19 protein-coding genes are annotated in these 25,803 nt (G+C 62.7%); 4 read left to right on the top strand and 15 right to left on the bottom strand.

Annotated elements, in window-relative coordinates; all coding sequences use genetic code 11:
• Nucleotides 1-127 precede the first annotated feature (127 nt).
• The gene (locus tag RLEG4DRAFT_RS63065) at nucleotides 128-874 is read right to left on the bottom strand and encodes an SDR family oxidoreductase (protein ID WP_003575774.1); all 747 of its coding nucleotides are present in this window, start codon (nucleotides 872-874) and stop codon (nucleotides 128-130) included.
• Between the two features lie 31 nt (nucleotides 875-905).
• Nucleotides 906-2,093 (bottom strand): MFS transporter, encoded by a 1,188-nt coding sequence (locus RLEG4DRAFT_RS63060; RefSeq protein ID WP_003575775.1) that lies wholly within the window; start codon nucleotides 2,091-2,093, stop codon nucleotides 906-908.
• A 95-nt stretch (nucleotides 2,094-2,188) separates the two neighbouring features.
• Between RLEG4DRAFT_RS63060 and RLEG4DRAFT_RS63055 the strand changes: the two genes are divergently transcribed.
• Nucleotides 2,189-3,085 carry a LysR family transcriptional regulator gene (locus RLEG4DRAFT_RS63055; protein ID WP_003575777.1) on the top strand — a complete coding sequence of 299 codons (897 nt, stop codon included), beginning with the start codon at nucleotides 2,189-2,191 and terminating at the stop codon, nucleotides 3,083-3,085.
• Nucleotides 3,086-3,145: 60 nt separating this feature from the next.
• Here the strand turns inward: RLEG4DRAFT_RS63055 and RLEG4DRAFT_RS63050 are convergent, their stop codons facing one another.
• Complete coding sequence (locus RLEG4DRAFT_RS63050) at nucleotides 3,146-3,640, bottom strand: Lrp/AsnC family transcriptional regulator (RefSeq protein WP_003575779.1); 495 nt, start codon at nucleotides 3,638-3,640, stop codon at nucleotides 3,146-3,148.
• 170 nt (nucleotides 3,641-3,810) lie between these two features.
• On the opposite strand from RLEG4DRAFT_RS63050, the gene RLEG4DRAFT_RS63045 reads away from it, so the two are divergent.
• The 3 genes from RLEG4DRAFT_RS63045 (at nucleotide 3,811) to RLEG4DRAFT_RS63035 (ending at nucleotide 10,605) form a co-directional block, all read left to right on the top strand.
• Nucleotides 3,811-4,017, top strand: a complete 207-nt coding sequence (locus tag RLEG4DRAFT_RS63045) for a hypothetical protein (RefSeq protein ID WP_003575782.1) — start codon at nucleotides 3,811-3,813, stop codon at nucleotides 4,015-4,017.
• Between the two features lie 28 nt (nucleotides 4,018-4,045).
• Nucleotides 4,046-7,753 carry a trifunctional transcriptional regulator/proline dehydrogenase/L-glutamate gamma-semialdehyde dehydrogenase gene (putA, locus tag RLEG4DRAFT_RS63040; RefSeq protein ID WP_003575784.1) on the top strand — a complete coding sequence of 1,236 codons (3,708 nt, stop codon included), beginning with the start codon at nucleotides 4,046-4,048 and terminating at the stop codon, nucleotides 7,751-7,753.
• Nucleotides 7,754-8,064: 311 nt separating this feature from the next.
• On the top strand, nucleotides 8,065-10,605 hold the full coding sequence (locus RLEG4DRAFT_RS63035; RefSeq protein WP_003575786.1) for a methyl-accepting chemotaxis protein: 2,541 nt from the start codon (nucleotides 8,065-8,067) through the stop codon (nucleotides 10,603-10,605).
• Between the two features lie 64 nt (nucleotides 10,606-10,669).
• Here RLEG4DRAFT_RS63035 and RLEG4DRAFT_RS63030 read toward each other — a convergent pair whose 3' ends face one another.
• From RLEG4DRAFT_RS63030 to ltnD, 12 genes are all read right to left on the bottom strand, one after another.
• Entirely contained in the window at nucleotides 10,670-11,377 is a 708-nt protein-coding gene (locus tag RLEG4DRAFT_RS63030) for an aspartate/glutamate racemase family protein (RefSeq protein ID WP_003575789.1), read from the bottom strand.
• Nucleotides 11,378-11,489: 112 nt separating this feature from the next.
• The gene (locus RLEG4DRAFT_RS63025; RefSeq protein ID WP_003575791.1) at nucleotides 11,490-12,815 is read right to left on the bottom strand and encodes an NAD(P)/FAD-dependent oxidoreductase; all 1,326 of its coding nucleotides are present in this window, start codon (nucleotides 12,813-12,815) and stop codon (nucleotides 11,490-11,492) included.
• Between the two features lie 428 nt (nucleotides 12,816-13,243).
• Complete coding sequence (locus tag RLEG4DRAFT_RS63020) at nucleotides 13,244-14,668, bottom strand: aldehyde dehydrogenase family protein (RefSeq protein ID WP_003575794.1); 1,425 nt, start codon at nucleotides 14,666-14,668, stop codon at nucleotides 13,244-13,246.
• Between the two features lie 26 nt (nucleotides 14,669-14,694).
• Nucleotides 14,695-16,020 (bottom strand): NAD(P)/FAD-dependent oxidoreductase, encoded by a 1,326-nt coding sequence (locus tag RLEG4DRAFT_RS63015; protein ID WP_003575797.1) that lies wholly within the window; start codon nucleotides 16,018-16,020, stop codon nucleotides 14,695-14,697.
• A 173-nt stretch (nucleotides 16,021-16,193) separates the two neighbouring features.
• Nucleotides 16,194-17,849, bottom strand: coding sequence for an ABC transporter ATP-binding protein (locus RLEG4DRAFT_RS63010; RefSeq protein WP_003575799.1), 1,656 nt, complete (start codon nucleotides 17,847-17,849; stop codon nucleotides 16,194-16,196).
• Complete coding sequence (locus tag RLEG4DRAFT_RS63005) at nucleotides 17,846-18,712, bottom strand: ABC transporter permease (RefSeq protein ID WP_003575801.1); 867 nt, start codon at nucleotides 18,710-18,712, stop codon at nucleotides 17,846-17,848. The genes RLEG4DRAFT_RS63010 and RLEG4DRAFT_RS63005 overlap by 4 nt, the downstream gene beginning before the upstream one ends.
• The gene (locus tag RLEG4DRAFT_RS63000; protein ID WP_003575803.1) at nucleotides 18,709-19,659 is read right to left on the bottom strand and encodes an ABC transporter permease; all 951 of its coding nucleotides are present in this window, start codon (nucleotides 19,657-19,659) and stop codon (nucleotides 18,709-18,711) included. Before RLEG4DRAFT_RS63000 ends, RLEG4DRAFT_RS63005 begins: the two co-directional genes overlap by 4 nt.
• A 90-nt stretch (nucleotides 19,660-19,749) precedes the next feature.
• Nucleotides 19,750-21,360: an ABC transporter substrate-binding protein gene (locus RLEG4DRAFT_RS62995; protein ID WP_003575804.1), complete on the bottom strand. Its 1,611-nt coding sequence runs from the start codon at nucleotides 21,358-21,360 to the stop codon at nucleotides 19,750-19,752.
• Nucleotides 21,361-21,422: 62 nt separating this feature from the next.
• Nucleotides 21,423-22,136, bottom strand: a complete 714-nt coding sequence (locus RLEG4DRAFT_RS62990; RefSeq protein ID WP_003575807.1) for an HAD-IA family hydrolase — start codon at nucleotides 22,134-22,136, stop codon at nucleotides 21,423-21,425.
• 644 nt (nucleotides 22,137-22,780) lie between these two features.
• Nucleotides 22,781-24,058 carry a 3-oxo-tetronate kinase gene (gene otnK, locus RLEG4DRAFT_RS62985; RefSeq protein WP_003575809.1) on the bottom strand — a complete coding sequence of 426 codons (1,278 nt, stop codon included), beginning with the start codon at nucleotides 24,056-24,058 and terminating at the stop codon, nucleotides 22,781-22,783.
• Nucleotides 24,059-24,061: 3 nt separating this feature from the next.
• Complete coding sequence (gene otnI / locus RLEG4DRAFT_RS62980) at nucleotides 24,062-24,838, bottom strand: 2-oxo-tetronate isomerase (protein WP_003575811.1); 777 nt, start codon at nucleotides 24,836-24,838, stop codon at nucleotides 24,062-24,064.
• A gap of 15 nt (nucleotides 24,839-24,853) precedes the next feature.
• Nucleotides 24,854-25,798 (bottom strand): L-threonate dehydrogenase, encoded by a 945-nt coding sequence (gene ltnD, locus RLEG4DRAFT_RS62975; protein WP_003575813.1) that lies wholly within the window; start codon nucleotides 25,796-25,798, stop codon nucleotides 24,854-24,856.
• Between the last annotated feature and the right edge of the window lie 5 nt (nucleotides 25,799-25,803).

Genomic DNA, 25,803 nt, shown 5'->3' with positions numbered 1-25,803 from the left:
CTCCTCATTCGCGGATTCGGCTGCCGAATATTCGTCTGCCTTCAGCGGTCGTTTGGCGCCCGGCATCAGACAGCGTGATCCGGTCGAAAGCAAGACTGCCGACGATGATAACCAGAACGCGCTCAGGTCAGACGGGCTGAGCCGTAGGCCGGAACAGGATTTCGTTGATATCGACATTGTCGGGCTCGTTCACCGCGAAGGCGACCGTTCGGGCGAAGGTGTCGGCGCCGATGGCGATCTGGCTGACGAACTCCTTCGTGCCCGCCTGAATGTCCTTTTCGCTGATATGTTCGAGGAGCTCGGTGCTGACCGCGCCGGGTGAAATGATCGTCGTGCGAATATTATACGGCTTCACTTCCCCTCGCAGCCCTTCCGAGAGGGCGCGGACGGCGAACTTCGTGGCGCAATAGACGGCAGCACCTGGATCGACCACATGGCCGTAGACCGAGGACACGTTGATGATGTGCCCAGACTTCTGCGTCTTCATATGGGGAAGCGCTGCCGCGATGCCGTAGAGCACGCCCTTTATATTCACGTCGATCATGCGATCCCATTCGTCGACTTTGAGCCGTTCGAGCGGCGCGAGCGGCATCAGGCCCGCATTGTTCAGCATCACATCGATACGACCGTACGCATCGACCGCCGCGTCGACGAGGTTCTTGACCTGATATCGATCCGTTACATCGGTCTGGACGGCCTTGGCCCTATAGCCTTTGCCGGTCAGTTCCGCAGCCAGTGCGGTGATGCGATCGCTGCGGCGCGCCCCGAGGACGACCGAGGCGCCGCGCTCGGCGAGGTGACGTGCGGTGGCTTCGCCAAGTCCGCTGCTTGCCCCGGTGATGACGACGACTTTGTTTGTGATTCCTTCAGACATGACGATCTCCTGGTTTGAGGCTTCGGAAGGTTCAGGCACGACGGCCGGCTAGGGCGGCAAGGGCAGCCGAACCGGTGAGAAGGCAGGCGGCCAGAAGGAAGGTGCTCCACCATCCCGTGGTGTCGAACAATACGCCGCCGGCGAAAGCGCCGCCAGCAATGGCGAGTTGGATCAGCGCCACTTGCAGTCCACCTGCCGCTTCCAGCTCGCCGGGGACGATCGCGGCCATCCAGGTGTTCCAGGCGACCGGAATAGGGGTGGAGAAAAATCCCCACAGGACGAGCAGAGATACGGTAATCGCCGCAATCGGGCTGAGAGCGATCAGCAGCAAGGCAAGGATCGCCAGAGCAGCCGGCAATCCGACGAGAAAGAGCAGGAGGTGCCGCCGGGCGAGGAAGCCGATAACGGAGGTTCCTGCCAGGCCGCCGACGCCAAGGCCGAGAAGCACCATGGACAGGGTATTCAATCCCAATCCCGTGACGACCTCGAGGAACGGACGAAGGTAAATGGAGAGTGCGTTCTGGCCGATGAAGGCGAGACCGGTCGCCGCCATTCCAACCGCGAATGTGCGATTTCGCAGCAGCCCGAGGATGTTGGCCGCCGAGACGATGGCAGTTGCCGGCATCCTCGGCAGGACGACCAGTTGCCAGGCGAGTGCGGCCATTCCGATCGGCACGGTGACCAGGAAGGCACCGCGCCATCCGATCAGCCCGCCGAGGAAGCTGCCGAGCGGTGCGGCAAGGACGAGCGCGAATGCGGTGCCGCCCTGCAGCAGGGCGATAGCCTTGGGCAGGTCATGGCTGGAGGCCAGGCGTGACAGAATAGCCGTCGACAGCGACCAGAAGCCGCCGATCGACATGCCGACCAGAGCCCGTCCGACGAGAAAGACGAGGAAGTTCGGCGCAAGGGCAACCGCCAGGCTCGAAGCAACCAGAACCACCGTATAGAGCAGGACGACAGTCTTCCGGTCGATCTTCGCCAGGAAAGCATTGCCGAAAAGGCTGGTGACAACCGCAAAGACGCCCGACACGGTGATCGCCATCCCGGCCTGGCCCTCAGACACCGAGAGCTCCGCAGCGATCGGGATCAGAAGGCTGACAGGCAGGAACTCCAGCCCCACGAGAAGAAAGGTAAGAAGCGAGAGACAGGTCACCGCCGCCCACGGGGTTGCTGCGCCTTCAATCGTCGGCGCCTCATCCAATGTCAGCTCAATGGTCATCCATGCTCTCCTGTCCGTTGCGGAGATAAATAACCGCGCTGGTTTTGCGCGACTAGGAGCTATAATCTGAATGTCGTGATGAAGGAGATTCAACAATGCGGCGGGACGAGTTCACCGAAATGCGGGCTTTCCTGGAAGTGGCTCGGGAACGGAGTTTCACGCGCGCCGCATCGAAGCTGGGTGTGACGCGATCGGCGCTCAGCCACACGATCGGCGCGCTTGAAGAGCGGCTCGGCGTCCGTCTTCTGTCGCGGACGACACGCGATGTCGCCCCGACGGCGGCTGGCGCGCGCCTCGTGGAAAGCATTCAACCGCATTTCGAGAGCATTGCCGCCGGAATCAGTGCAATCAGCGCACTGCGTGGCAGGCCCTCAGGGGAAGTCCGGATCGTCTGTCCCGACGACGCCGTCGACCTGGTGTTCCGTCCGCGACTGCCGGCATTTCTGAGCGATTACCCTGAGATTGCCGTGGAACTCTTCGTCGACAATGGATTCACAAATATCGTCGAACGCCAGTTCGACGCCGGCGTCCGGCTTGGAGAAGCGATTGCCCGCGACATGGTGGCTGTTCGCATCGGCCCCGACGTCACCTATGCCGTCGTCGGATCACCGCAGTATCTTGCGCGCCGCGCCGCGCCTTCGACCCCGCAAGACCTGACGGACCACAATTGCGTCAACCTTCGGCTTCCGACTTCGGGCGGGCTCTACGCCTGGGAGTTCGAAAGGGACGGTCGCGACTTTAGTGTCCGGGTCGAGGGCCAGCTGACGATGAGCCATATAGGACCGGCGATCAATGCCGCCCTTGACGGCATCGGCCTCGCCTATGCGCCGAAGGATCTCGTCCGGCCATACCTCGACAGCGGCCAGTTGCAGGAAGTGCTGGCGGACTGGGCTCCGACCTTTCAAGGCTATCGCCTCTATTACCCCAGCCGGCGCCATCCATCGCCGGCTTTCTCTGCATTTGTCGAAGCCTTTCGCTACCGGCATAGGTAGGCCCAAACGCAGGTCGGGGCTTCATGCGAGAAAGTAGTTGTATCCGCCAGGGTCATATAATCACGAAAGGCTCGAACCGAACTTGTCCCAGCCTTCCTTGATCGTCTCCATCGCGACGTTCGTCGACGTGTTGGCAACGTGCGGCAGTGTCGAGATGCGCTCGCCGAGAACGCGGCGATAGCGGCCGATATCGCGGGTGCGAATCTTCAGGAGATAGTCGAACCGGCCGGCGATCATGTGGCACTCTTCGACTTCCTTGATCTTCTTGATGGCGTCGTTGAAGCTTTTCAGCGCAGCCTCACGGGTGTCGGAGAGCTTCACCTCGACGAAAGCGATATGGTCGAGCTGCATTTTCGCAGGATTGAGCACGGCCTTGAAGCCTTCGATGTATCCGTCGCTGATCAGCCGCTTGAAGCGGATCTGGCAGGGTGTCTTCGAAAGCCCCACGCGCGCCGCGAGATCGGTGATCGACAGCCTGCCGTCCTCGGCGAGCGCCGCGAGAATCTTCCTGTCGAACTGGTCTAATTCACTAAAGACGTCGATTTCTGTGGCCATCTGAACTCTCAGTGATCGCTTATTAAGTTCATACAGCTTGAAAAGCGCTAAAATCAAGTGAGATCGCAATTTACGGCTATGATAGATTATGCGTCGATAGCGGGAGGAAGGCGTGAGCGCCTGGCGCATTGCCGAAATCGGTATCGACGCCGCACCAATGGGGATCATGGATGCACGAGAAAAAATCGGATGACGATCAGAAACCCGACCTGCTCGTTCACTACCGGCCGGTGGCGATCAGAGCGGTTGCAGCGGCATTCACCCTGAAGCGCGACAAGCCGGATGCGCGCCCGCTTCGCGAGACGGAATATTCCGGCCCCGCTTTTATCGATGATGCGCACTGGGACGATGAGCCCGGTGTTCCATTTATCCGTTAGACGAAACATTGATTGATCAGGAACTCCCATGTTGAACGCAGCGATCGACCCCGCATCCTCCAATGATCCCGCCGATAGGGCGCCGTTCGCCGGCTTTGCCCCGCCGATCCGGCCGCAATCCGAGCTTCGCCAGGCGATCACGGCGGCCTATCGCCGTCCGGAAACCGAATGCCTGCCGCCGCTCGTGGCTGCCGCACGCGTCTCCGAGGCGAAGCGCTATGACATTCGCAGCACGGCCCGCACGCTGATCGAGGCGCTGCGCGCCAAGCACAAGGGCACCGGCGTCGAGGGGCTGGTGCAGGAATATTCGCTCTCCAGCCAGGAGGGCGTGGCGCTCATGTGCCTTGCCGAAGCGCTGCTGCGCATTCCCGATACCGATACCCGCGATGCGCTGATCCGCGACAAGATCTCCGAGGGAAACTGGACCTCGCATATCGGCGGCGGCAAATCCATGTTTGTCAACGCCGCCACCTGGGGTCTCGTTGTCACCGGCAAGCTGACGTCGACGGTCAACGACCGCAGCCTGTCGGCGGCGCTGACACGGCTGATCGCGCGCGCCGGCGAGCCGGTCATTCGCCGCGGCGTCGATATGGCGATGCGCATGATGGGCGAGCAATTCGTCACCGGCGAAACCATCGAAGAGGCGCTGAAACGCGCCCGGCCGCTCGAAGCGCGCGGCTTCCGCTATTCCTACGACATGCTGGGCGAGGCCGCGACGACCGCCGCCGACGCTGAACGTTATTTCAAGGACTATGAGAAGGCGATCCATGCCATCGGCAAGGCGTCGAACGGACGCGGCATCTATGACGGCCCTGGCATTTCGATCAAGCTTTCGGCCCTGCATCCCCGCTATGTGAGGGCACAGGCCGGCCGGGTGATCGGCGAGCTGCTGCCGAAGGTCAAGGCGCTGGCCGCGCTCGCAAAGTCTTATGACATCGGCCTCAACATCGACGCTGAAGAGGCCGACCGGCTGGAGCTTTCGCTCGATCTGCTCGAGGAACTCTGCTTTGCCCCGGATCTCGCCGGCTGGAACGGGCTGGGCTTCGTCGTCCAGGCCTATGGCAAGCGCTGCCCCTTCGTGCTCGATTATATCATCGATCTCGCCCGTCGGTCCGGGCGCCGGATCATGCTGCGTCTGGTCAAGGGCGCCTATTGGGATGCGGAGATCAAACGCGCCCAGCTCGACGGTCTCGACGACTATCCGGTCTATACCCGCAAGATCTATACCGACGTCGCCTACATCGCCTGCGCCCGCAAGCTGCTTGCCGCCCCCGATGCCGTCTTCCCGCAGTTTGCCAGCCACAACGCGCAGACGCTGGCGACGATCTATCATCTCGCCGGCCCCGATTTCGCCGTCGGCAAATACGAGTTCCAGTGCCTGCACGGCATGGGCGAACCGCTCTATGACGAAGTCGTCGGCAAGGAAAAGCTTGACCGGCCCTGCCGCATCTATGCGCCTGTGGGGACACATGAGACGCTGCTTGCCTATCTGGTGCGGCGTCTCCTGGAAAACGGCGCCAATTCCTCCTTCGTGCACCGCATCTCCGATCCGAACGTCTCGGTCGAGGCGCTGATCGCCGATCCCGCCGAAACGGTCGCCGCCATGCCGGTGGTCGGCGCCCCGCACGCGCAGATCGCCGCGCCGAAGGCGCTTTATGGCAGCGCCCGCGCCAATTCCGATGGTCTCGATCTCTCAAACGAGGCGACCCTCTCCGATCTGGCGCAGGTGCTCGCCGCTTCAGCTGCCAACCCGTGGCATGCGCTTCCCATCCTTGCCGATGGCTCCACGGATGGGGTGACACGGGACGTCCTCAATCCCGCCGATCACCGCGATGTCGTCGGCACGGTCACCGAGCTGAAGGTCGAGGACGCCGCCCGCGTCGTTGCAATGGCGGCCGAATATGCGCCACAATGGGCGGCCGTACCGCCGGCCGAGCGCGCGGCTTGCCTGGAGCGGGCGGGCGACATCATGCAGGCCCGCATCAAGACGTTGATGGGCATCATCATGCGCGAGGCCGGCAAATCCGCCGCCAATGCCGTCGGCGAGGTGCGTGAGGCAATCGACTTCCTGCGTTATTACGCCGAACAGGCGCGCAAGACCCTCGGGCCGTCGCATGCGCCGCTCGGCCCGATCGTCTGCATCAGCCCGTGGAATTTCCCGCTGGCGATCTTCACCGGGCAGGTTGCTGCAGCACTCGTGGCCGGCAATCCTGTGCTTGCCAAGCCTGCCGGCGTGACGCCGATCATCGCCTCGGAGAGTGTCAAGATCCTCCACGAGGCGGGCGTGCCTGTGGGCGCCCTGCAGTTCGTGCCTGGCAGCGGCCGCCTCGGCGCCGGCATGGTGGGCGCCGCGGAAACGGCCGGCGTGATGTTTACCGGCTCGACCGAAGTTGCCCGGATGATCCAGGCGCAGCTCGCCGAACGGCTGTCTTCGACCGGCAAGCCGATCCCGCTGATTGCCGAAACCGGCGGCCAGAACGGCATGATCGTCGACTCCTCGGCTTTGGCCGAACAAGTGGTGGCCGACGTCATTGCCTCGGCTTTCGACAGCGCCGGCCAGCGATGCTCGGCGCTCCGCGTTCTCTGCCTGCAGGACGATGTCGCCGACCGGACCCTCAACATGCTGAAGGGCGCCTTCCGCGAGCTGACGATCGGCCGCACCGACCGGCTGAGCATCGATGTCGGCCCCGTCATCAACGACGGCGCCAAGGCGGAGATCGACCAGCATATCGAGCAGATGCGCGGTATGGGCCGCAAGGTCGATCAACTGCCGCTGCCCGAAACTGCGACAGCCGGCACCTTCGTCCCGCCGACGATCATCGAGATCAAGGCCCTGTCTGATCTGACGCGGGAGATCTTCGGCCCGGTCCTGCATGTCGTCCGCTTCAAGCGAAACGGGCTCGATCGCCTGATCGACGATATCAACGCATCGGGCTACGGCCTCACCTTCGGGCTTCACACCCGGCTTGACGAAACGATCGCGCATGTGACGAGCCGCATCAAGGCCGGCAACCTCTACGTCAACCGTAACATCATCGGCGCCGTCGTCGGCGTGCAGCCTTTCGGTGGCCGCGGCCTGTCGGGCACCGGCCCGAAGGCCGGCGGTCCGCTCTATATCGGCCGGCTGGTGCAGCGCGCACCGGTGCCACCGCAGCAGGATTCCGTTCATACCGATCTTGCCCTTCGCGACTATATCGTCTGGCTCGACAAGAAGGGCTTGCCGGGCGAAGGGGAAGCGGCGCGCGGATATGCGAGCCGTTCGGCGCTTGGGCTCGAACGGGAACTGGTTGGTCCCGTCGGAGAACTCAATCTCTACGCGCTCCATCCCCGCGGCCGCATTCTTGCCGTGCCGCAGACCGAAAGTGGGCTCTATCGCCAGATCGCCGCAGCACTGTCGACGGGCAACCACGTCGTTGTCGACGCCGGCTCCCTGCCGAAATCAGTCCTGGCGGATCTCCCGGCGGCTGTTGCCAGCCGGGTTTCCTGGACGTCGGATTGGGAAAAGGACGGGCCATTCTCGGGCGCACTGGTCGAAGGGGATCGCGACAGGGTCCTGATCGTCAATCGAAAGATTGCTGCTCTGCCGGGTCCGCTTCTCCTGGTCCAGGCCGCGACGAGCGAAGAATTGGCGAGCGATCCCGAGGCCTATTGCCTGAACTGGCTGCTGGAGGAGGTGTCGACATCGATCAACACCGCGGCTGCCGGCGGCAATGCGAGCCTCATGGCGATCGGCTAATTGATAGGCCGAGGCCAAAGATACGATCCCTCCGGGCCAATGACCCAGGCTGCCAACTTCTTTTCGTCATGCTCGGGCTTGTCTCGAGCATTTGCGACCGACCGACAAGGCGGCAGATCCTCGGTACAAGGCCGGGCGTGATGCTGAGTAAATAGCGACCTTTGTCAGCAGACCTGAGAATCCAGAAAATGCGGTGTCTCGGTCACGGTTCCGATGGCTCTGAATGAACTCGACACCATTGACCATTTTTTTAGCAGTTGCAGCTATCGTCGCGCCATCAGGCGTGACCATTCCTGGGGGGCGGGGTTCTTATGGCGTTGATTGATCGACTGCTGCAGCGTATGCGGATCGTGACGAAGGTGCTCTTTTTCGTGGTGCCGCTGATCGTCCTCATCGCCGGCATCGGGCTTTTCGGCTATTTCACCGCCGGTACGCTCAAAGGCCAGATGACACTGACGCGGCAGACGATCGACGCCCTTTCCAGTTTCCAGCAACTGCGCTCTTCGCTGACGGCCTTTACCGATCTTCCGGCGGCTACCACGCGCGATCGGCTGGTTGCCAGCATCTCCGATCAGGAGAAAGGTGCCGCAACGCTCGACGCGATGCTGATCGATCCCGCCCAAAAACAGCAGATCGCCGTGGTGCGCGAACTCGGGGCTAAGATGCAGAGCGGCGCCGATACGCTTTGGGCTGTGTCGCAGGAGCGCGCCAATACCGAACAGGCAATCGACGATGCCGTGACCCAGTTGTTCAAGGAAAGCCAGACCGCCCGCAAGCAGCTCGACGTTCTCCAGGATCAGGCGAACGGAAAAGAGGCCTTCGTCCGGGCGTTGCTCCTCGATGCCTCCGTCTACAAGAATCTCGCGCAGCGCGTTGCAAAGTTGCGCAAGGCAACGGCGCAGGCAACTGCCCCCGCCGATATCGCCGGCGCTCTCGGCAGTCTCCTGCCGCCGCTCGTCAAGGAGGTCGGCGGGAGCGCCGCACTCGCCTCCGACAAGGCCCAGACCCAGATTGCCGCGCTGAAGCCGGTATTGGACAAGCTCGCCGCGATGGCGAAGGACAGCGCCAACCTGACGCTCGACGGCTACGCGCCTGTCGACCAGGACCTGCAGGGCTTCGAGGAGAAGTTTGGGAAGCTTGCCTCAGGGAATGCGGATACTGCGATCGAGCGTTTCGTCGGCATGGATGCAAGCATATCAACGTTTCGCTCGATGGTGGCGATCGTCAATACCGCGTTCAAATCGATTGACGATCTGCGCCTGCACTTAAGCGAATTGAACAGGCGGGTCGACGCCGAGGCGCGGGATGCCGTTCTCGCGGATCTCAAGGCGCTGCGCGAAAGCGCTGGCCAGCTCGTACCCTTGAGCGGAAAAAACGCCGCCTTGCAGGATCTTGCCAAGAAGATCGAGCCGTCGCTGGCCTCGATCGAAAAGGACAGTTCGCTTCTGATATCGATCGCCGACCAGTGGCGCGCGGACAAGGAGGCGGCGACCGCACTTGTGGCCGACGCAAGCCACACGCTCGAACAGTTCGTCAGCACGGCGCAGGAGAGCGGCAAGGAAATCAGCCAGCGTTCGGCGACGATGTCGCTTGCGGCAATGATTGCGGGCACGGTGCTTGCGATCATCGGCGGTCTCATGCTGATCGAAACCCTGCGCGCACCGCTGAAGCGGATCACCCAGACGATGATGAGACTTGCCGACGGCGATCTGAACATATCCATCGGCGACGGCAAGCGCGGCGACGAGATCGGCGACATGATCCGATCGGTGACCGTCTTCCGCGACCAGGCGCTGGAGAAGACCAGGCTGGAAGAGCTTGCCGAAACAAACAGGGCGCGGGACGAACGGGAGCAGGCCCGCCGCGCGGCCGAGCAGGCGCGCATCGAGGCGGAACAGAGCGAGGCTTTGAACGCGCTGTCCGACATGCTCGGCAAGCTCGCCAGCGGCAATCTCGCTGCAGAGATGAGCGAGGATCTGGCGGCAGATTATGTCGCGATGGCACGCACCTACAATCACGCCATCGACGCGTTGCGCCTGACGCTCGCCGAGGTTCGCAACACGACCTACGAGATCGCCGAGGGCAGCACCAATCTTTCGGGCGCGGCCGACGACCTGGCTCGCCGAACGGAGCAGCAGGCTGCGGCTCTCGAAGACAGTTCGCGCGTGCTCGGCGAACTCACAGCCAGCGTGCGGACGACGGCCGAAAATGCGAACCAGACGTCGCGTTCGGTCGCCGAAGCGCACCGCCAGGCCGAGCATTCCGCAGCCGTCGTCGCCAAGGCCGTCGACGCCATGGGCGCCATCAACCGATCGTCCGAAAAGGTCAGCAGCATCATCGGTGTGATCGACGAGATCGCCTTCCAGACCAATCTTCTTGCCCTCAATGCGGGCGTGGAAGCGGCGCGCGCAGGGGAGGCCGGCAGAGGTTTTGCCGTGGTTGCTCAGGAGGTTCGCGAGCTTGCCCAGCGTTGCGCCAAGGCTGCCCGCGAGATCAAGGAGCTGATCTCCAACAGCGCATCGCAGGTCGGCACGGGCGTCAAGCTCGTCGAGGAGACCGGTGAGGCGCTTTCGGCGATCATGGAGCACTTCACCTCGATCAACGGGCTGGTGCAGGTCATCTCGTCCGCCACGACAACGCAGTACAAGGGCATCGACGAGGTGAACAACGCCGTTCGCGACGTCGAGCACATCACCCAGCACAATGCCGCCATGGTGGAGGAAAACACCGCGGAAATTCACCGGCTTCGGCAGCAGGTGGAACTATTGAACGAAAGAATTTCCCACTTTCAAACTGCCGACGGCCGCAGGACTTCGCCTGCCAGCATCCTGCGGATGGCCGTGGGCTCCTGACGGGGTTCGTTCGGAGAGCTTCCCAATGGTGATCAAGCGTCGTCGACCCTGACCGGTCGAGGTGTCATGTTGCCCTCGACCGCACCTGGTCCTTTCGCTGCCCCAAACGCCGTTTCACGTTTTCGATCCCAAGGACCGGGCTTGTTAGAACTGGAAGACTGTGGTCCATGCCCTTTACTGCACGAGCCATCGAAGCCTGCGCAAAAACGATCACATCGACCTTCTGCGACAGCTCTTCAAGCGCTTGGCGGATTTGCGCGTCATGCGCTTCGACGTTCCCGTCGGGGAGGAATTGAAACGCTCCCTGAACAAGCACCTCGTCGATCACTACATTTTTGCCCGCCTCGCATGCCTGGCGCTTCAGCAGATCCACCGTCGGCACCAGTGTCGTGGATAATGTCGCCAGGACGCCGATGCGGTTACCATGCTCGACAGCGGCTTTGGCCATGCCTTCGTCAATACGGAACAGCGGCACAGGGCAAAGCGGTGCAATTGCATCGACCGCCGGTCCAAGCGTTGAGCATGTGACGACAATCGCATCTGCCCCGGCGTCGACTGCCGACCATACGTAGGTAGCGAGCCTTCGTTTCGTCAGATGGGATAGCGATCCGCGCTCAATGGTGCTTCTCAGTAGGCTCTCGTCGAGGATCGCGAACGGCTTCCAGTCGGGCAAATGTTCTGTAGCGAGGGCCCCGAATTCGGAAACAAGGCCTGAAACTGTATGGATGAACGCCAGCTTTCTGGCGGAAGCGCTCGTAGATTGAATCGACATGTGATTTCCATCGAGTTGCGGGGGAATCGGCCGACATCGTGATCCGTGATTTGAAGGATCCGCGGCAGCTAGGAACATCGCGGATCATCCAACGCCGCTCGGCTACATCGCATCAGATCGCGCCAACTTCAATTTTCGATTTGTCCGCGAAGCGCGACAGGCGGAATGGGGTCGGATCGACGATTGCCCTGTCGCCGGCGACCAAATCCGCTGCCAGATGGCCTATGCCAGGGCCGGCGCCGAAGCCGTGTCCGGAACAACCTGCGGCGACGAACACGCCGTCGATGCTGCCCACCGGAGAAATCGCGGGTATGGCATCCGGGGTGGAGTCGACATATCCGCCCCAAGCAGACACGACGCCGGCATCGGCGACGGCGGGCAGCAGGGCTTTTATCCGCGCCATTATGGTTGCCGTCGTCCGAATGTCCGGAGCAGGATCGAGTACGCGAATGCGTTCGAAGGGGGTCGGCCTGTCAAGATGCCAGCGACCGAGTGCTTCCGGACCTTGGAAAAACGAGCGGCCTATGCCGATCTCGACGGCCTTCCGCCGTTTGATGAACATCGGCAGAAACGGGCGAGCATAGCGAATGCTCTGCGGCGTGAGCTCGAGCGTCGCCCTGCCGCTGACGGCTATCGTGTAGCTGCCATCGGTCCGGCGCGTCAGGGCACAGTCGGACGTATAGATTGCTCCGCCAAAATCCGGTGCAGGGCCGGTCCGCAGTGCGGTCTGACGGACACTGGCCTGCGGCAGGGAAACCGCATGCATGCGCAGAAAAGCAGAAGCCCAGGCACCGGCGGCACATAGTACCCGGCTGGTGCGGATAAGGCCCTTCTCGGTGACGACGCCGCTCACTTGACCATTGGTGATATCCAGGCCGCGCGCCGCGCAGTTCTGATGAATGGTCGCGCCATGTTTGCGCGCCCCCTCGGCTATCCGAGGAGCGGCGAGCCAGGGCTCGGCCTTGCCGTCGTCGGCCGCGTGGACGCCGCCCAGCCATTTGCGGCCGCCGGCCGCTGGAACGGCGGCAGCGGCCTCGCTGGCGGTAAGCATTCGCGTATTGACGTCAAACCGTCGGGCAACCTCGCGCCAACGGTCCCATTCAGCGAGCTGCTTGGGATCAGCAGTGGCATAAAGGAGCCCGCAACGGCGAAAGCCAAGGTCATGCCCGATCTCTGTGGTCAGCTCTTCCCATAGCCGCAGCGCCAGATTGGCAAGCGGTAGCTCACGCTCATCCCGGTTCTGTTGACGGCACCAGCCCCAGTTCCGGCTCGACTGTTCGCAGCCGACATAACCCTTTTCGATAAGCGTCACTGAGAGGCCGCGACGTGCCAAGAAATAGGCTGCGCTGGCGCCAACAATCCCGCCACCGATCACGACGACATCTGATGATTTGGGTAGAGTTTCATCGCTGCTGATGGTGTGGATCAAAGGGGACATGGCGGCCTCGACGTGAATGATAGCTGGCAGTATCGGGGAGGGGGCACGGCAGAATGCACTGGTTGCAGCGGATTCTCCGTATTTTGCATCGAATATTGTCGCGCAGGAGGGGCGCGAGTTCGCGCAGTGCTGCGTCGGGCTGCGCGCGAGATCAAGTCGCGGTGCTCAGGTTGGTAGGGAGAACGGCCAGGCAATTTCCTCAGTCATGGCGCACCTCACCTCGATCAACGGGTGGTGCAGGTCATCGCGACTGCCACGACCACGCGGTATAAGGGGATCGACGAGGTGAACAACGCCGCTCGTGATGGCGAGCCCATCCCCCAGCACGACCGCAGGGCATCGCATGCCAGCAGCCCGCGGATGTCCGTGGCCTCTGGAACAAGTGCTGTTTCCGGCTTTTTGAGGCGACAGGCGCGTTAGGACATGCCTTAATCGGCGTGCCCGACAATGCCCTTGATCTCGGTGAATTCCTGCAATCCGAACTTCCCGTATTCGCGGCCGTTGCCGGACTGCTTGTAGCCGCCGAAGGGAGCCGCGCCATCCCATGCAGATTGATTGAGGCGCACGATGCCGGTGCGAAGCCGACGGGCGAGCGTCCGCGCCTCCTGCGGATCGCCTTGGATATAGGCGGCAAGACCGTAAGGTGTGTCGTTGGCAATCGCCATAGCATCGTCCTCGGTGTCGTAGCCGATGATCGACAGTACGGGACCAAAAATCTCCTCCCGTGCGATGGTCATCGAATTCTTCACGCACGCAAATACTGTCGGACGCACGTAATAGCCGGCGTTCAGATGCGACGGGCGCCCGCGACCGCCGGCCACCAACTCGGCGCCCTCGGCAATGCCTTTCTCAATCAGCGCCTGGATCTTGGCGAACTGGGCAGCGCTCGCCACCGGACCCAGATCAGTGCCCGGGTCGTCAGGCGGCCCGACCGTCAGCGATGCCGCCGCCGTCGCCGCAATGGCGCTCGCTTCATCCATGCGCTCGGCCGGCACCAGCATCCGGGTCGGCGCATTGCACGATTGCCCGGAATTGGCGAAGCACCGGCGCAGGCCGGCTGCGACCGCCGCACCCAGATCGGCGCTTCGCAATAGGATGTTCGGCGACTTTCCGCCGAGTTCCTGATGCACCCGCTTGACCGTCGGCGCCGCAGCCTGGGCGACGGCGATCCCGGCCTGCGTCGACCCGGTAAAAGACACCATATCGACATCGGAATGGCCGGCGAGCGCCGCGCCGACTGTCGGTCCGTCGCCCTGAACGAGGTTGAAGACCCCTTTCGGAACACCCGCCTCATGCATGATCTCAGCAAAGAGGAGAGCGTTGAAGGGCGCGATCTCCGACGGTTTGAGCACCATCGTGCAGCCTGTCGCCAGCGCCGGAGCCACCTTGCAGGCAATCTGGTTGATCGGCCAGTTCCATGGCGTGATCATGCTCACGACGCCGATCGGTTCGTGAATGATCCGAGTCGAGCCCTGCATATATTCGAAGTCGAATGCATCGAACGCCCGGATTGTCTCTTCGAAATGCGCCGCCCCCAGTCCCGCCTGTTCCGCCCGTGCCATGGCGCGCGGGGCTCCCATTTCGCGGGAGATGATGTCGCCGATCTCCCGCTGGCGGCGCTTCAGGATCATCAGAATTCGCTCGAGCAGCGCCCTGCGCTCCGCCTTCGTCGTCTGTGAAAAAGTCGTAAAGGCCGCCCGGGCGGCTTTGATCGCCCGCTCTACATCGGCGGTATCGCCGATCGCTATCGTTCCGATGGATTGCTCGGTCGATGGATCGATCACCTCAAGCTCTCTCAGCCTTTCGGGATCGACCCACTCACCGCCGATATAGAATTTGCGGGCGTTTTTCATGAAATGTTCCTCCGGCCGCGCCGAAATCAAAAGTCGGCCACCTTGCCCCAGGCGGATTTGCCGAAGCGGTCTGGGTGATAGGGCCGTGGATCGACAATCGGCTCATCGCCTGTGGCGATATCGGCAATCAAATGACCGGCGCCCGGTCCGATGCCGAAGCCGTGGCCGCTGAAGCCCGCAGCAAGGATAAAACCTGGGAGAGTGGCGATCTCGCCAATCCCCGGCACGCCGTCCGGAGTGCTGTCGATATAGCCCGCCCAAGCCGCGGCGATGCTGGTTTTCTTCAAGGCGGGCAGAAGCTCGAGTGCCCTCGCATGGGTTAGGGCAATGGTGGCCTTATCGACGGTCGGGTCGAGGATGCGCATGCGCTCCATTGGGGTCGGCCGGTCTAGACGCCAGCGGGCCAGCGATTCATGGCCGGATCGAAATCCCTCCAGACCGCCGGGCGCTAAGCTCCGCCAGCGCCGGGCAAACATCGGCAGGAACTGGCGGGCGAAGCGCAACTGCTGCGGCGTCGGATCGACGCGGCCGCGACCGCTGATTGCCAGCGTATAGCCACCATCGCTGCGACGTGTAGCGGAGACCGCAGATGTGTGGAGTGCGTCCGGCAGGCCGCTTGCTCCGGGCGAAACGGCAAGGATCGACGAACGGATCGATGCCTGCGGAAATCGAATGCCGAGCTGGCGGCAGAAGGAGGAGGCCCAGGCGCCGCCGGCCATGATGGCAATTTTTGTCCTGATCGTACCGTGCTCGGTGACGACGCCGGCGAGCCTGCCGCCTTCGATGTCGATGCCGCGGGCCGCGCAGGATTGATGCACCGTGCCGCCGAGCTTCAGGATCGCCCGCGCGACGGCCGGTGCGGCGCGTGACGGATCGGCGGTGCCGTCGGTCGGCGAAAACACTCCGCCCTTCCACGAGGCGCCGGTGGCGCGCCCGCGTTCGGTGGCCTCTGCGCCGCTCAGCATATACGTCGTGACGCCGACCGAACGCGCGAAATCCCGCCAGCGTGCCCAGCCGGCCAGTTCTTCGTCGCTATTGCTGAGATAGAAGAGGCCGCAGCGGCGAAAACCGGTATCCTCCCCGGTCTCCGCGGCGAAGCGCTCCCACAGATCGAGGCTCTTCGTCGACATCGGCAGTTCGCGGGCGTCGCGGTTCTGCTGCCGGCACCAGCCCCAGTTGCGGCTCGATTGTTCCGCGCCGATAAGGCCTTTCTCGACAAGAGCCACCTTCAATCCGCGCCGGGCCAGATAATAGGCTGCGAAAACGCCGACGATGCCGCCGCCGATCACCACCGCATCGGCGGCAGTGGGCAGCTCTGGCGTGGTGTCGACGCGATCGAGCGGTGCGGGCATGTCAGGGTCTCCGTTTCAGGGGGTAGTCTAGCGGACCTGGCGCGGCGCTTTTGCCGCAGATCAGCTGGTGGCGGCAGAAGATTGTGCCTTGCGAGGAGGTCGGCAGCCATTCGTGCTTCCCCCTGCCTCGCAAGGCGGAACGTTGCCGGACAAAGTGATCGCCACGCCGACCCTCATTGCCGGCAATAGGCTCGCACCAGTTCAGGATCCTGCTGGAGACCGTCGAGCCAGGCCGGATCGAGCGTCGGCACCGAGGAGAAGAGCAACTGCGAATAGGGATGCGTCGGCGCCTTCACCGTCGAGGGGGTGATTTCCTCGACCTTGCGGCCTCCATACATCACGACGATCTCGTCGCAGATCGCCTCCACGACTGAGAGGTCGTGGCTGATGAAGATGTAGGAGAGGCCGAGTTCGCGCTGCAACTCCTTGAGCAGGTCGATGACCGCGGCGGCAACCACCGTGTCGAGAGCCGAGGTAATCTCGTCGCAGAGGATCAGTTTCGGATCGGCGGCGAGCGCCCGGGCGAAGTTGACACGCTGTTTCTGCCCGCCTGAGAGCTCTCCCGGCCGGCGATGGCGCAGGCTGCGGGGCAGGCGAACCATGTCGAGCAGCTGATCGATCCGGGTTTTTCGCGCCTGACGATCCATGCGGTGGTAAAAAACCAGGGGCCTGGCAAGGATGTCCTCAACCGATTTTGCCGGGTTGAGAGCGGTATCGGCATATTGGAAGACGATCTGCATCTCGCGCAACTGATCGCGCGAGCGCTCGCGAGCGCTGCGGCTGAGTTCCGTGCCGTCGAAGACGATTTTGCCGATTGCGGCCGGCAGGATGCCGGCGATGGTGCGGGCGAGCGTTGACTTGCCGCACCCGGATTCGCCGATGATGCCGAGGTTACGCCCTTTTTCCACCTTCAGGCTCACGTGTTCGACCGCCCGGACGAGGGGGAGGCCGTCGGCCTGGCGCTGTCCATAGCCCGCGACGAGATCTTCGATCTTCAGGAGAGGGGCCGTCGCGTTTTCTATAGCGCCTGCTATGCCGCGTGATTTCGGCTCAAAGGCTGCAAGAAGCTCTCTGGTATAGGGATGCTTGGCGTTGTTGAGGATTTCATTGGTGGTCCCGGTTTCCTGGGTTTCCCCGCCTTTCAGCACGACAATGCGGTCAGCGATCTGCGCGACGACAGCAAGGTCGTGCGAGACATAGACGCCCGCTATGCCGCCCTTCTTCATGACCGACTTGAACGCGCGCAGCACTTCGATCTGGGTCGTCACGTCGAGCGCCGTCGTCGGCTCGTCGAAGATGACGAGGGTCGGGTCGCCGATCAGCGCCATGGCCGCCGCCAGGCGCTGCAGCTGGCCTCCGGAAACCTGGTGCGGATAACGGCTGCCGATCGTCTCGGGCTCCGGCAGGGACAGCGCCCGGAAGAGCTCCACTGCCCGGGCACGCGCATCCTCTGGCGACATCAGCTGATGAATACGGGTGACTTCGATCACCTGATCCATGATCGTTTTGGCCGGGTTGAAGGCGGCGGCAGCAGATTGCGGGACATAGGCGACTTCGGTGCCGCGCACCTTGGCGCGCTGCTTCTCGCTGAGCGTGACCATATCCTTGCCGCCGACCGAAACACTGCCGCCGGAGATGCGGCAGCCCGGACGGGTATGGCCCATCAGGGTCAGGGCAATGGTTGTCTTGCCGGAGCCGCTCTCGCCGATCAGCGCGACGATCTCGCCCTCGGCAATGTCGAGGCTGACACCCTTGATGATCTCGACGCGCCGGCCGGAATCGGTGGTGGCCTCGACCTTCAGGTCACGGATTTCAATGAAATTGCTCATGACACGCTCCGGTCGCGGATTTTCTGCGGCAGGTTGTCTATCAGCAGATTGACGCTGATCGTAAGGCTGGCGATGGCAAGCGAGGGAAACATCACCGCCGGTGCGCCGAACGGCAGCCCGCCGATATTCTCGCGCACCAGCGCACCCCAGTCGGCATAGGGCGGCTGAACGCCGAGGCCGAGGAAGGAAAGCCCGGAAAGGAGCAGAACGATGAAGACAAAGCGGATTCCAAGGTCCGCGAGCACCGGCCCGACGATGTTGGGCAGGATTTCCGAGCGGATGAGATAGAGGGTATTTTCGCCGCGGATGCGCGCGACCGTGATGAAATCCATCGCATTGATGTTGACGGCGAGCGCCCGAGCGAAGCGGTAGGCGCCGGGGATGTAGATCACCGACAGCGTCAAGACCAGAACCGGGACCGAAGAGCCGACTGCGGCGACAATCACCAGGCCGAACAGCTTGCTCGGGATGGAATTGAGGGCGTCGAGGAAGCGGCTGAGGATCGTGTCCAGCCAGCCGCCGGCGACCGCTGCGATCATGCCGAGCACGACGCCGCTGAAGCAGGCGATCGTCACCGCCGCCAGCGAGATGCCGACCGTGTACCGCGCGCCCATCAGAATCCGCGAGAGCATGTCGCGGCCGAGATAATCGGAGCCGAACCACAGTTCCCGGCTCATCGGGCCGAAATAGTCGAGATCGACGATCTCGCCGACAGGGTAGGGGATGATCAGTGGCGCGATGATCGCGATGAGCGCCCACGAAAGGATGACGATAAGGCCGATCGCTCCGACGATGTTGAAGCGATAGCCAAACCGTGTTCCGGACGGACGGCCGGACGTGGTTACGGAACTGGTCATGGTCATCGGAGCCTCGGATTGGAAAGGATGGCGATAATGTCGGCGATGGTGATCAGCAGCAGATAGCCTAGGCAGAAGATCATCGCGCAGCTCTGGATCAGCGGCAGGTCGCGCGTGGCGACGGCATCCAGCATCAGCTTGGCGATACCAGGATAGTTGAAGATGGTCTCGACGATGATGACCCCTCCAAGCAGGTAGGACAGTGAAAGTGCAACGGCATTGACGATCGGGCCGAGCGCATTGGGCAGCGCATGGCGAAAGACGATGCGCGGCCGGGAGGCTCCCTTGAGCAAGGCCATTTCGACATAGGGCGTGTTCAGCGTCTCGATAACAGCCGCGCGCGTCATGCGGATCATCTGAGCCGAGACGACGAAGGTGAGGGTGATGACCGGCATCGCATAGACGCGGAGCAAATCGCTGAGACTGTGGACCTCGTTGGCGAAAGACAGCGCCGGCAGCCATTTCAGATAGACCGCGAAGATCAGCGCAGCCGAGGTTGCGACCATGAACTCCGGCACAGAGATGACGCCGATGGTGATCACCGTGACGATCCGGTCGTAGAGCGTGCCGCGCAGCATCGCCGCGGTGATCCCGAGCGTCAGTGCAATCGGCACGGAGAACAGCGCGGTGACGCCGGCGAGTTTCAGCGTGTTGACGAAGCGGCCGGCAATGAGGTCGACGATCGGCATCTGGTTGGCATAGGACGTGCCAAGGTCGCCCTGCAGCAGTCCGACAGACCAGCGCAGGAAACGAAACAACGCCGGCTCGTCGAGATGCATGGCCTTGCGGAGACCTTCGACGGCTTCTGGCGTCGCCGCCTGGCCAAGCAGGATCGTCGCCGTGTCTCCCGGCAAAAGCGTTGTCGCGAAGAACACGGCGAAGGAGACGATCACCAGGGTGATCAGGGCGATGAGCAATCTGCTCAGCACAAGGGATAGGACCTGGTTGTTCACGCGCGGCTCCCTTTTGGCGTTCGAATTGAGTTTTACCAACACAAATGGAGGAACCGGGGGCGCGGCTGCGGCCGCGGCCCCCGGGCTTTATCAGGCTTCGAGCCAGACATATTCGGCAAAGGCGTATCCCATCTGGCCGCCAAGCGGGCTGGGTTGCAAACCCTTGAGCTTTGCCGTGGTGGCATCGACATTCGATATATAGGCTGGAATGATGGTGCCGGCTTCCTGGGCGACCATAGCCTGCATCTCGTTGTACATCGCCTTACGCTTCTCCTGGTCGAGCGAACCGCGAGCCTCGATCAGCATCTTGTCGAACTTCTCCGACTTGTAGTGGCTTTCGTTCCACGGGGCATCCGAGGCGTAGAGCAGGGAAAACAGGATATCAGGGGTTGGCCGTGGGTTGATATTGCCAAAGTGAATCGGCGCCTTGAGCCAGTAGTTGTCCCAGTATCCATCGGACGGCACGCGCTGAACATCGAGCTTCATGCCGATTTCAGCGCCGGCAGCCTGGATGATCATGGCCATGTCGATCGACGAGTTCGCCGCATCGGAAGCGATGATCGGAATGGATTGGCCGAGGACGCCCGCCTTATCGAAGTGGAACTTCGCCTTATCGGGATCGAATTCCCGCGCTTTCAGGCCGGCGTCATGATAGAAGTTCGCCGGTGAAATGGGTTGGTCGTTGCCGACCTCGCCGAGACCGCGCAGCGCCGACTTGACGATCTGTTCGCGATTGACGAGATATTTCATGCCCTCGATAAAGTCCCGCTTGTTGCCGGGCGCCATATCCAGCCGCATGTTGAGGTTTGTATAGCTGCCGGAGGTCGACTTCGACAATGTGAACGCGTCGCCTTGTGTCTCGACAAGGCGCATGGAACGCGGATTGATCGTGGCGGCAAGATGGATATCGCCCGAAAGCAGCGCGTTGACGCGGGCATTGTCGTCGCTGATGGCGAAATACTCGAAAGAATCGACGTTCGGGCCGGATTTCCAGTAGTTCTTGTTCTTGATCCCGACCGAGCGTACGCCGGGCTCGAAGACCTCCTTGACGAAAGCGCCGGTGCCATTCGCCTTTGAAAAGTCGGTCGTGCCGTCGGCAACGATCATGAAGTGGTGCAGAGCCAGGATGGTCGGCAAGTCCGCGTTTGCATCGGCGAGGGTGATCTCGACGGTCTGTTTGTCGACCGCCTTGAAGCCGGTCATCTGGGCGGCGATCTTGGCGACCTTCGAGCCGACGGCGGGGTCGAGATGGCGCTTCAGAGAGAACACCACGTCGTCGGCGGTCAGCGGCTTGCCGTCGTGGAAGGTGACGCCGCTTTTCAGCTTCACCGTCCAGGTTTTCGCATCCTTGGACTCGATCGCATCGGCAAGCTCCATCTGCGGCTTGCCGCTCTGGTCGAGGATGGTAAGACGGTTATAGAAGGAGCAGCACCGGACGTAGTCGGTGGAGAGCGACGCCTTGGCGGGGTCGAGCGTATCTGCCGTGGAGGACGACCAGCCGGCTGCCTTGAGCGCGCCGCCCGCAACGGGTGAGGCGGCAAGCGCCTTTCCGGCGCGGCCAAGAACGAACCCGCCGGCGGACATGGCGACGCCGCCCGCCAGCATCATATGCAGCAACTCGCGGCGGGTCGCGCCGCGACGGATGGCCGTCTCGATCATGGTGTCGTCGGACCTGGTCCAGTTGGTGATCTTGTCGTTCATCTCATTCCCCTTTTCTTGTGTGGCGGGCTGCCCTGCTGCGGGCGGGGCCCGATCCGGTTAAGTCAGGCGCGGGCGGCGGCCACCGCATCGGCGAGGCCAGCCATGGACGTAAAATGGTAATCGGGTTCGGTGAACTCGGCCGGCTCGATCGTGCCGCCGTAACCCTTTTGGGCATGGCGCCGCTCGATCCAGCAATTGGCGAGCCCCAGTTGCCTGGAAATTCCGATATCGTGGTACTGGCTCTGGGCGACATGCAGGATGTCGTCCTTCGAATGACCTTCTGCGGCAATGTAGGCGAAGACCTTCTCGAAGAATGCGGGATCGGGTTTTTCAGTGCCTGTATCGTCGGCCGTGAAGGCGGCATAAAAGGGATTGCCGAGTTCCTTCTCGAACAAATCGAATGCCCAGCGGCGGGCATTGGTCATCGCAACGAGGCGGTAATCCTTCGCAAGTTTGGCCAACGCTGCGGCGCTGTCCGAAAAGCCCTTCCAGCTCTTCGCCGAGTCCCGCAGCCGTTCGCCATATTTTTGATCGGCGGGCAGGCCGAGTTCCGGCGCGATCGCCAGGTAGACGCGCACGAGGTCGTCGGGAAAAAGATCGGCATCCTCGGAGTAGCGGGCTGCGCGGTAGAGGCTGAGCGCCTGCTCGCCGTCAACCGTGCGTCCCGTCTCGGCCGCGATCTCGGCAAAACAGGCCTTCAGGCCGCCCTCGAAGTCTATGAGCGTACCGACGACGTCGAATGTCATGTATTTGAATTCCGGAAGGCTCTTGCTCACGTGAATTCCCCAGTGTTCGGCTCTGGCGGGAGCGCGGTTTCTCAAAGAAGAATATTCTGTTCCCTATGGCGGGATCTTTTGCCCCGCTCTTGTGTGGAAGGCCCCGCATCTGCCGGGACACGAGCCGTTCACTGATTGTAGTGTGTCACCGGCCTTGCGCCGGATTCTCCTGAAAGGCGCGATATGGCGGCACAAAATACTGAATCTGGCCGTTTCGCGATATTCTCGGGGCTTGCTTCGCCCGCTCGCATCCTGGTCCGCCGGAGCCTCTGTCGGCGTGAAGCGCCTTCCCGAACGACGCTCGCCGTTTCGGTGCGGCGGGCGACAGGGCTCCCATGAACGCCGGGGATGCGAGGGGATAACGCGGTAATTGCAGGCCCAATCGAATATGCCGCGCACCGGCCCCGACGCCGTTTTCGTAAAGTTTCGGGGTTTCGGAGGCTGCTTGCGGCGCGGCGGCTTCTGACGCCGGTTGAAGGGGACGCGGAAGCGGCACGGCGAGCGGCCCGCGCCAATCGCCGATGAGCGGCGATAGTCGATCGAGATGAACTGATCGGCTTCAGGCTATCCTTGGATATTTCAGAATGGCCGAGAGGCTTCCCGACCATCGGTACCCAAGCCGGCACCTGGCGATGCTGAACACGTCAGTTCATCATCGCCAGCGCTGCCGCAAAGAAATCCTCGCCTCCGAAGTTTCCTGACTTCAACGCCAGAAGCATGTCGCCCTGGGCATTGCCGACTGTGCGCAGGACCGGCACGCCGGGCGCAATCTCCGGTCCGATCAGAAATGCCGGAATGGCAAGCTTGTCGACCGCCGCCCCCGAGGTTTCTCCGCCTGCGACCACGAGCCGCCGCACGCCTTTTTCCACCAGTTCGGCGGCGATGATCGACGTTGCGGTCTCGATCGCATGGCCGGCTGCCTCCCGTCCATAAAGGGATTGCAGACGGGCCACGGTTTCGGGCGCGGCGCTGGCGGCGACCACGACTGGGCCGGCGGCGATGCGGTCTCCCGCCCAGGAAATCGCCGCGGCGATCTCGTCCGGACCGGCAAGCAGTTTTTCTGGGTCGAGACGCAGGACGGACATCGAACGCTCGGCGGCGTCGAGCTGGCGTAGCGTTGCTGCGGAACAACTGCCGGCGATGACCGCGGAAAACCCGCCCACCGGCCGGATAACCGCCGGCGCAGCTCCGTCGGACGATACCCGACCGGAGTGGACGAGCGCGCGGGCAAGGCCGAGGCCGAGCCCGGAGGCGCCGGTGGACACCGGAGTTTCGAGTGCGACCGCGCCGAGCGTTTCAAGATCCCGCTCGAAAATCGCGTCGGCGATGGCAGCGGTGATGCCTGCCGCCCGCAGTGCCTCGAGCCTCGCCTTGACGGTGGCGGGTCCGGCGGCGATGGCCGTGAGATCGATCAGCCCTATAGCGCCATTCGATTGCCTGGCGAGAACCCGCACCAGATTGGCGTCGTGCATCGGATTGAGGGGGTGGTCCTTGAGCGGGCTTTCGTTCAACGGCTGTCCGCCGACAAAGAGGTGACCGAGATAGACGGTCCGACCCGTTTCCGGGAAGGCTGGCGTTACTAGCACGACGCCGCCGCCGGCGGCATCGCGCAATGCCTCGGTGACCGGTCCGATATTGCCGGCATCGGTGGAATCGAAGGTCGAGCAGATCTTGTAGAGCACATGGCCCGCGCCGCTCTGGCGCAGCCATCGCTCGGCGCTGGTGGCGGCCGTGACGGCCTCCGAAGCCGGGACGGAGCGGATCTTCAGGGAAACGACCACGGCGTCGACATCCGGCAGCGTGAGCCCCGGGTTGGGGATGCCGACCGTCTGCACCGTGCGCAGACCGTTCTTCGTCAGCGTGTTGGCGAGGTCTGAGGCGCCCGTATAGTCGTCGGCGATTGATCCGAGCAAAATAGCCATCATCTAGCTCCGTGCAAAAGGTTTGAACCAGCCAAGGCCGTCCAGTGTCTGGCCGCGCGGGATATATTCGCAGCCGATGAAACCGTCGTAACCCAGGCGATCGATTTCGCCGAACAGATAGGGATAGTTCAGCTCCTCGCCGTCCGGCTCATTGCGTGACGGCACACTGGCAATCTGGATATGGCCGGTGATCGGCAGCAGGCGCCGCAATGCCATGACGACGTCGCCATGGATGATCTGCCGGTGATAGATATCGAACTGGAGCTTCAGGTTCGCCAGGCCGGATTCGGCAATCAGTTTTTCGGCGGCGCCGAAATCATTGAGGAAATATCCCGGCATGTTCCGCCCGTTGATCGGCTCGAGCAGAAGATCGAGGCCCTTTTCCGCAAGCCGCTCGGCCGTATAAGTGACCGAGCGCCGGTAACGGGAGGAGGCGTCTTCGTCGTGACGGTTGGCAATGCCTGCCATCAGGTGCAATCGCCTGACGCCCGTCGCCGCCGCATAGTCCAGTGCCTTCTCGACATCCGCTTTCAGCGCATCGAAGCGTCCGGGAAGAGCCGCGATGCCGCGCTCACCTGCCGCCCAGTCGCCCGGCGGCAGGTTGAACAAGGCCTGCTGCAGATTGTTGCGGGTCAGCCGTTCGGCGATCGCCTCGGGTGCCGCTTCGTAGGGAAAGAGATATTCGACGGCAGAAAAGCCGGCATCGGCTGCGGCGTCGAAGCGATCGAGGAACGCCCATTCGTTGAACATCATCGTCAGGTTGGCGGCGAAAACCGGCATTTTGGCGTTTCCTTTTTACAGCTTCTGCGGTTCTTTGCCGGAACCCGGCAATTCAGCGCCGGAAAGTTTTGCGTAGAGCCGGGCGAGCGAGGAATCATCATCACGGCCCATGCCGGCGCCGGCGGCGGCCAGATACATTTGCAGCGCCGCCGCTGCGAGGGGCACCGGATACCGCTCGGAGCGGGCCATGTCCTGGACGATGCCGAGATCCTTGACGAAAATCTCGATGCTGCTGAGCGGCGTGTAGTCTCCGGCCAGCACATGCGGCACGCGGTTTTCGAACATCCACGAATTGCCAGCCGAAGCCGTGATCACCTCGAACACCTTGTCGAGATCGAGGCCCTGCTTGGCGGCAAAGGTTATCGCCTCGCAGGCGGCCGCGATATGCACGCCGGCGAGAAGCTGGTTGATCATTTTGAAGGCAGCGCCGGTTCCGGCCGCGTCCCCGAGTTCGTAGACCTTGCCGGCCATGGCGTCGAGACCCGGGCGCGCCCTGTCGAAGGCCTGGCTGGAGCCGGACGCCATGATCGTCAGTTCGCCACGCGCCGCCTTGGCGGCGCCGCCCGAAATCGGCGCGTCGAGATAATGCAGGCCGAGAGCCTCCACCCTTTGTGCCAGGTCGCGTGCAACGGCGGGGTCCATGGTTGCCGACGAGATGAACACGGCGCCGGGCTTCATCTTGTGGGCGACGCCATCGGGTCCGAACAGCACGGCTTCGGTCTGCGCGCCGTTGACGACGACGGAAACGACAATATCGGCTTCCTTCGCCGCATCGGCGGGGGTTGCCGCGCCACGTCCACCATCGGCGATGAAGCGGTCGACAGCCGCCGGCGTGATGTCATATCCGATGACGTCGATACCGGCGCGCTTCATCGACCGAGCCATTCCAAGCCCCATGGAGCCAAGGCCGATGACGGCCGAGACAATGGCGGAGCCCGAGTTTTCTGCAAATGATGCCATGAGGA

It is taken from the genome of Rhizobium leguminosarum bv. trifolii WSM2297 (assembly GCF_000271845.1).
This window is presented reverse-complemented; position numbering and strand designations above follow the sequence as displayed.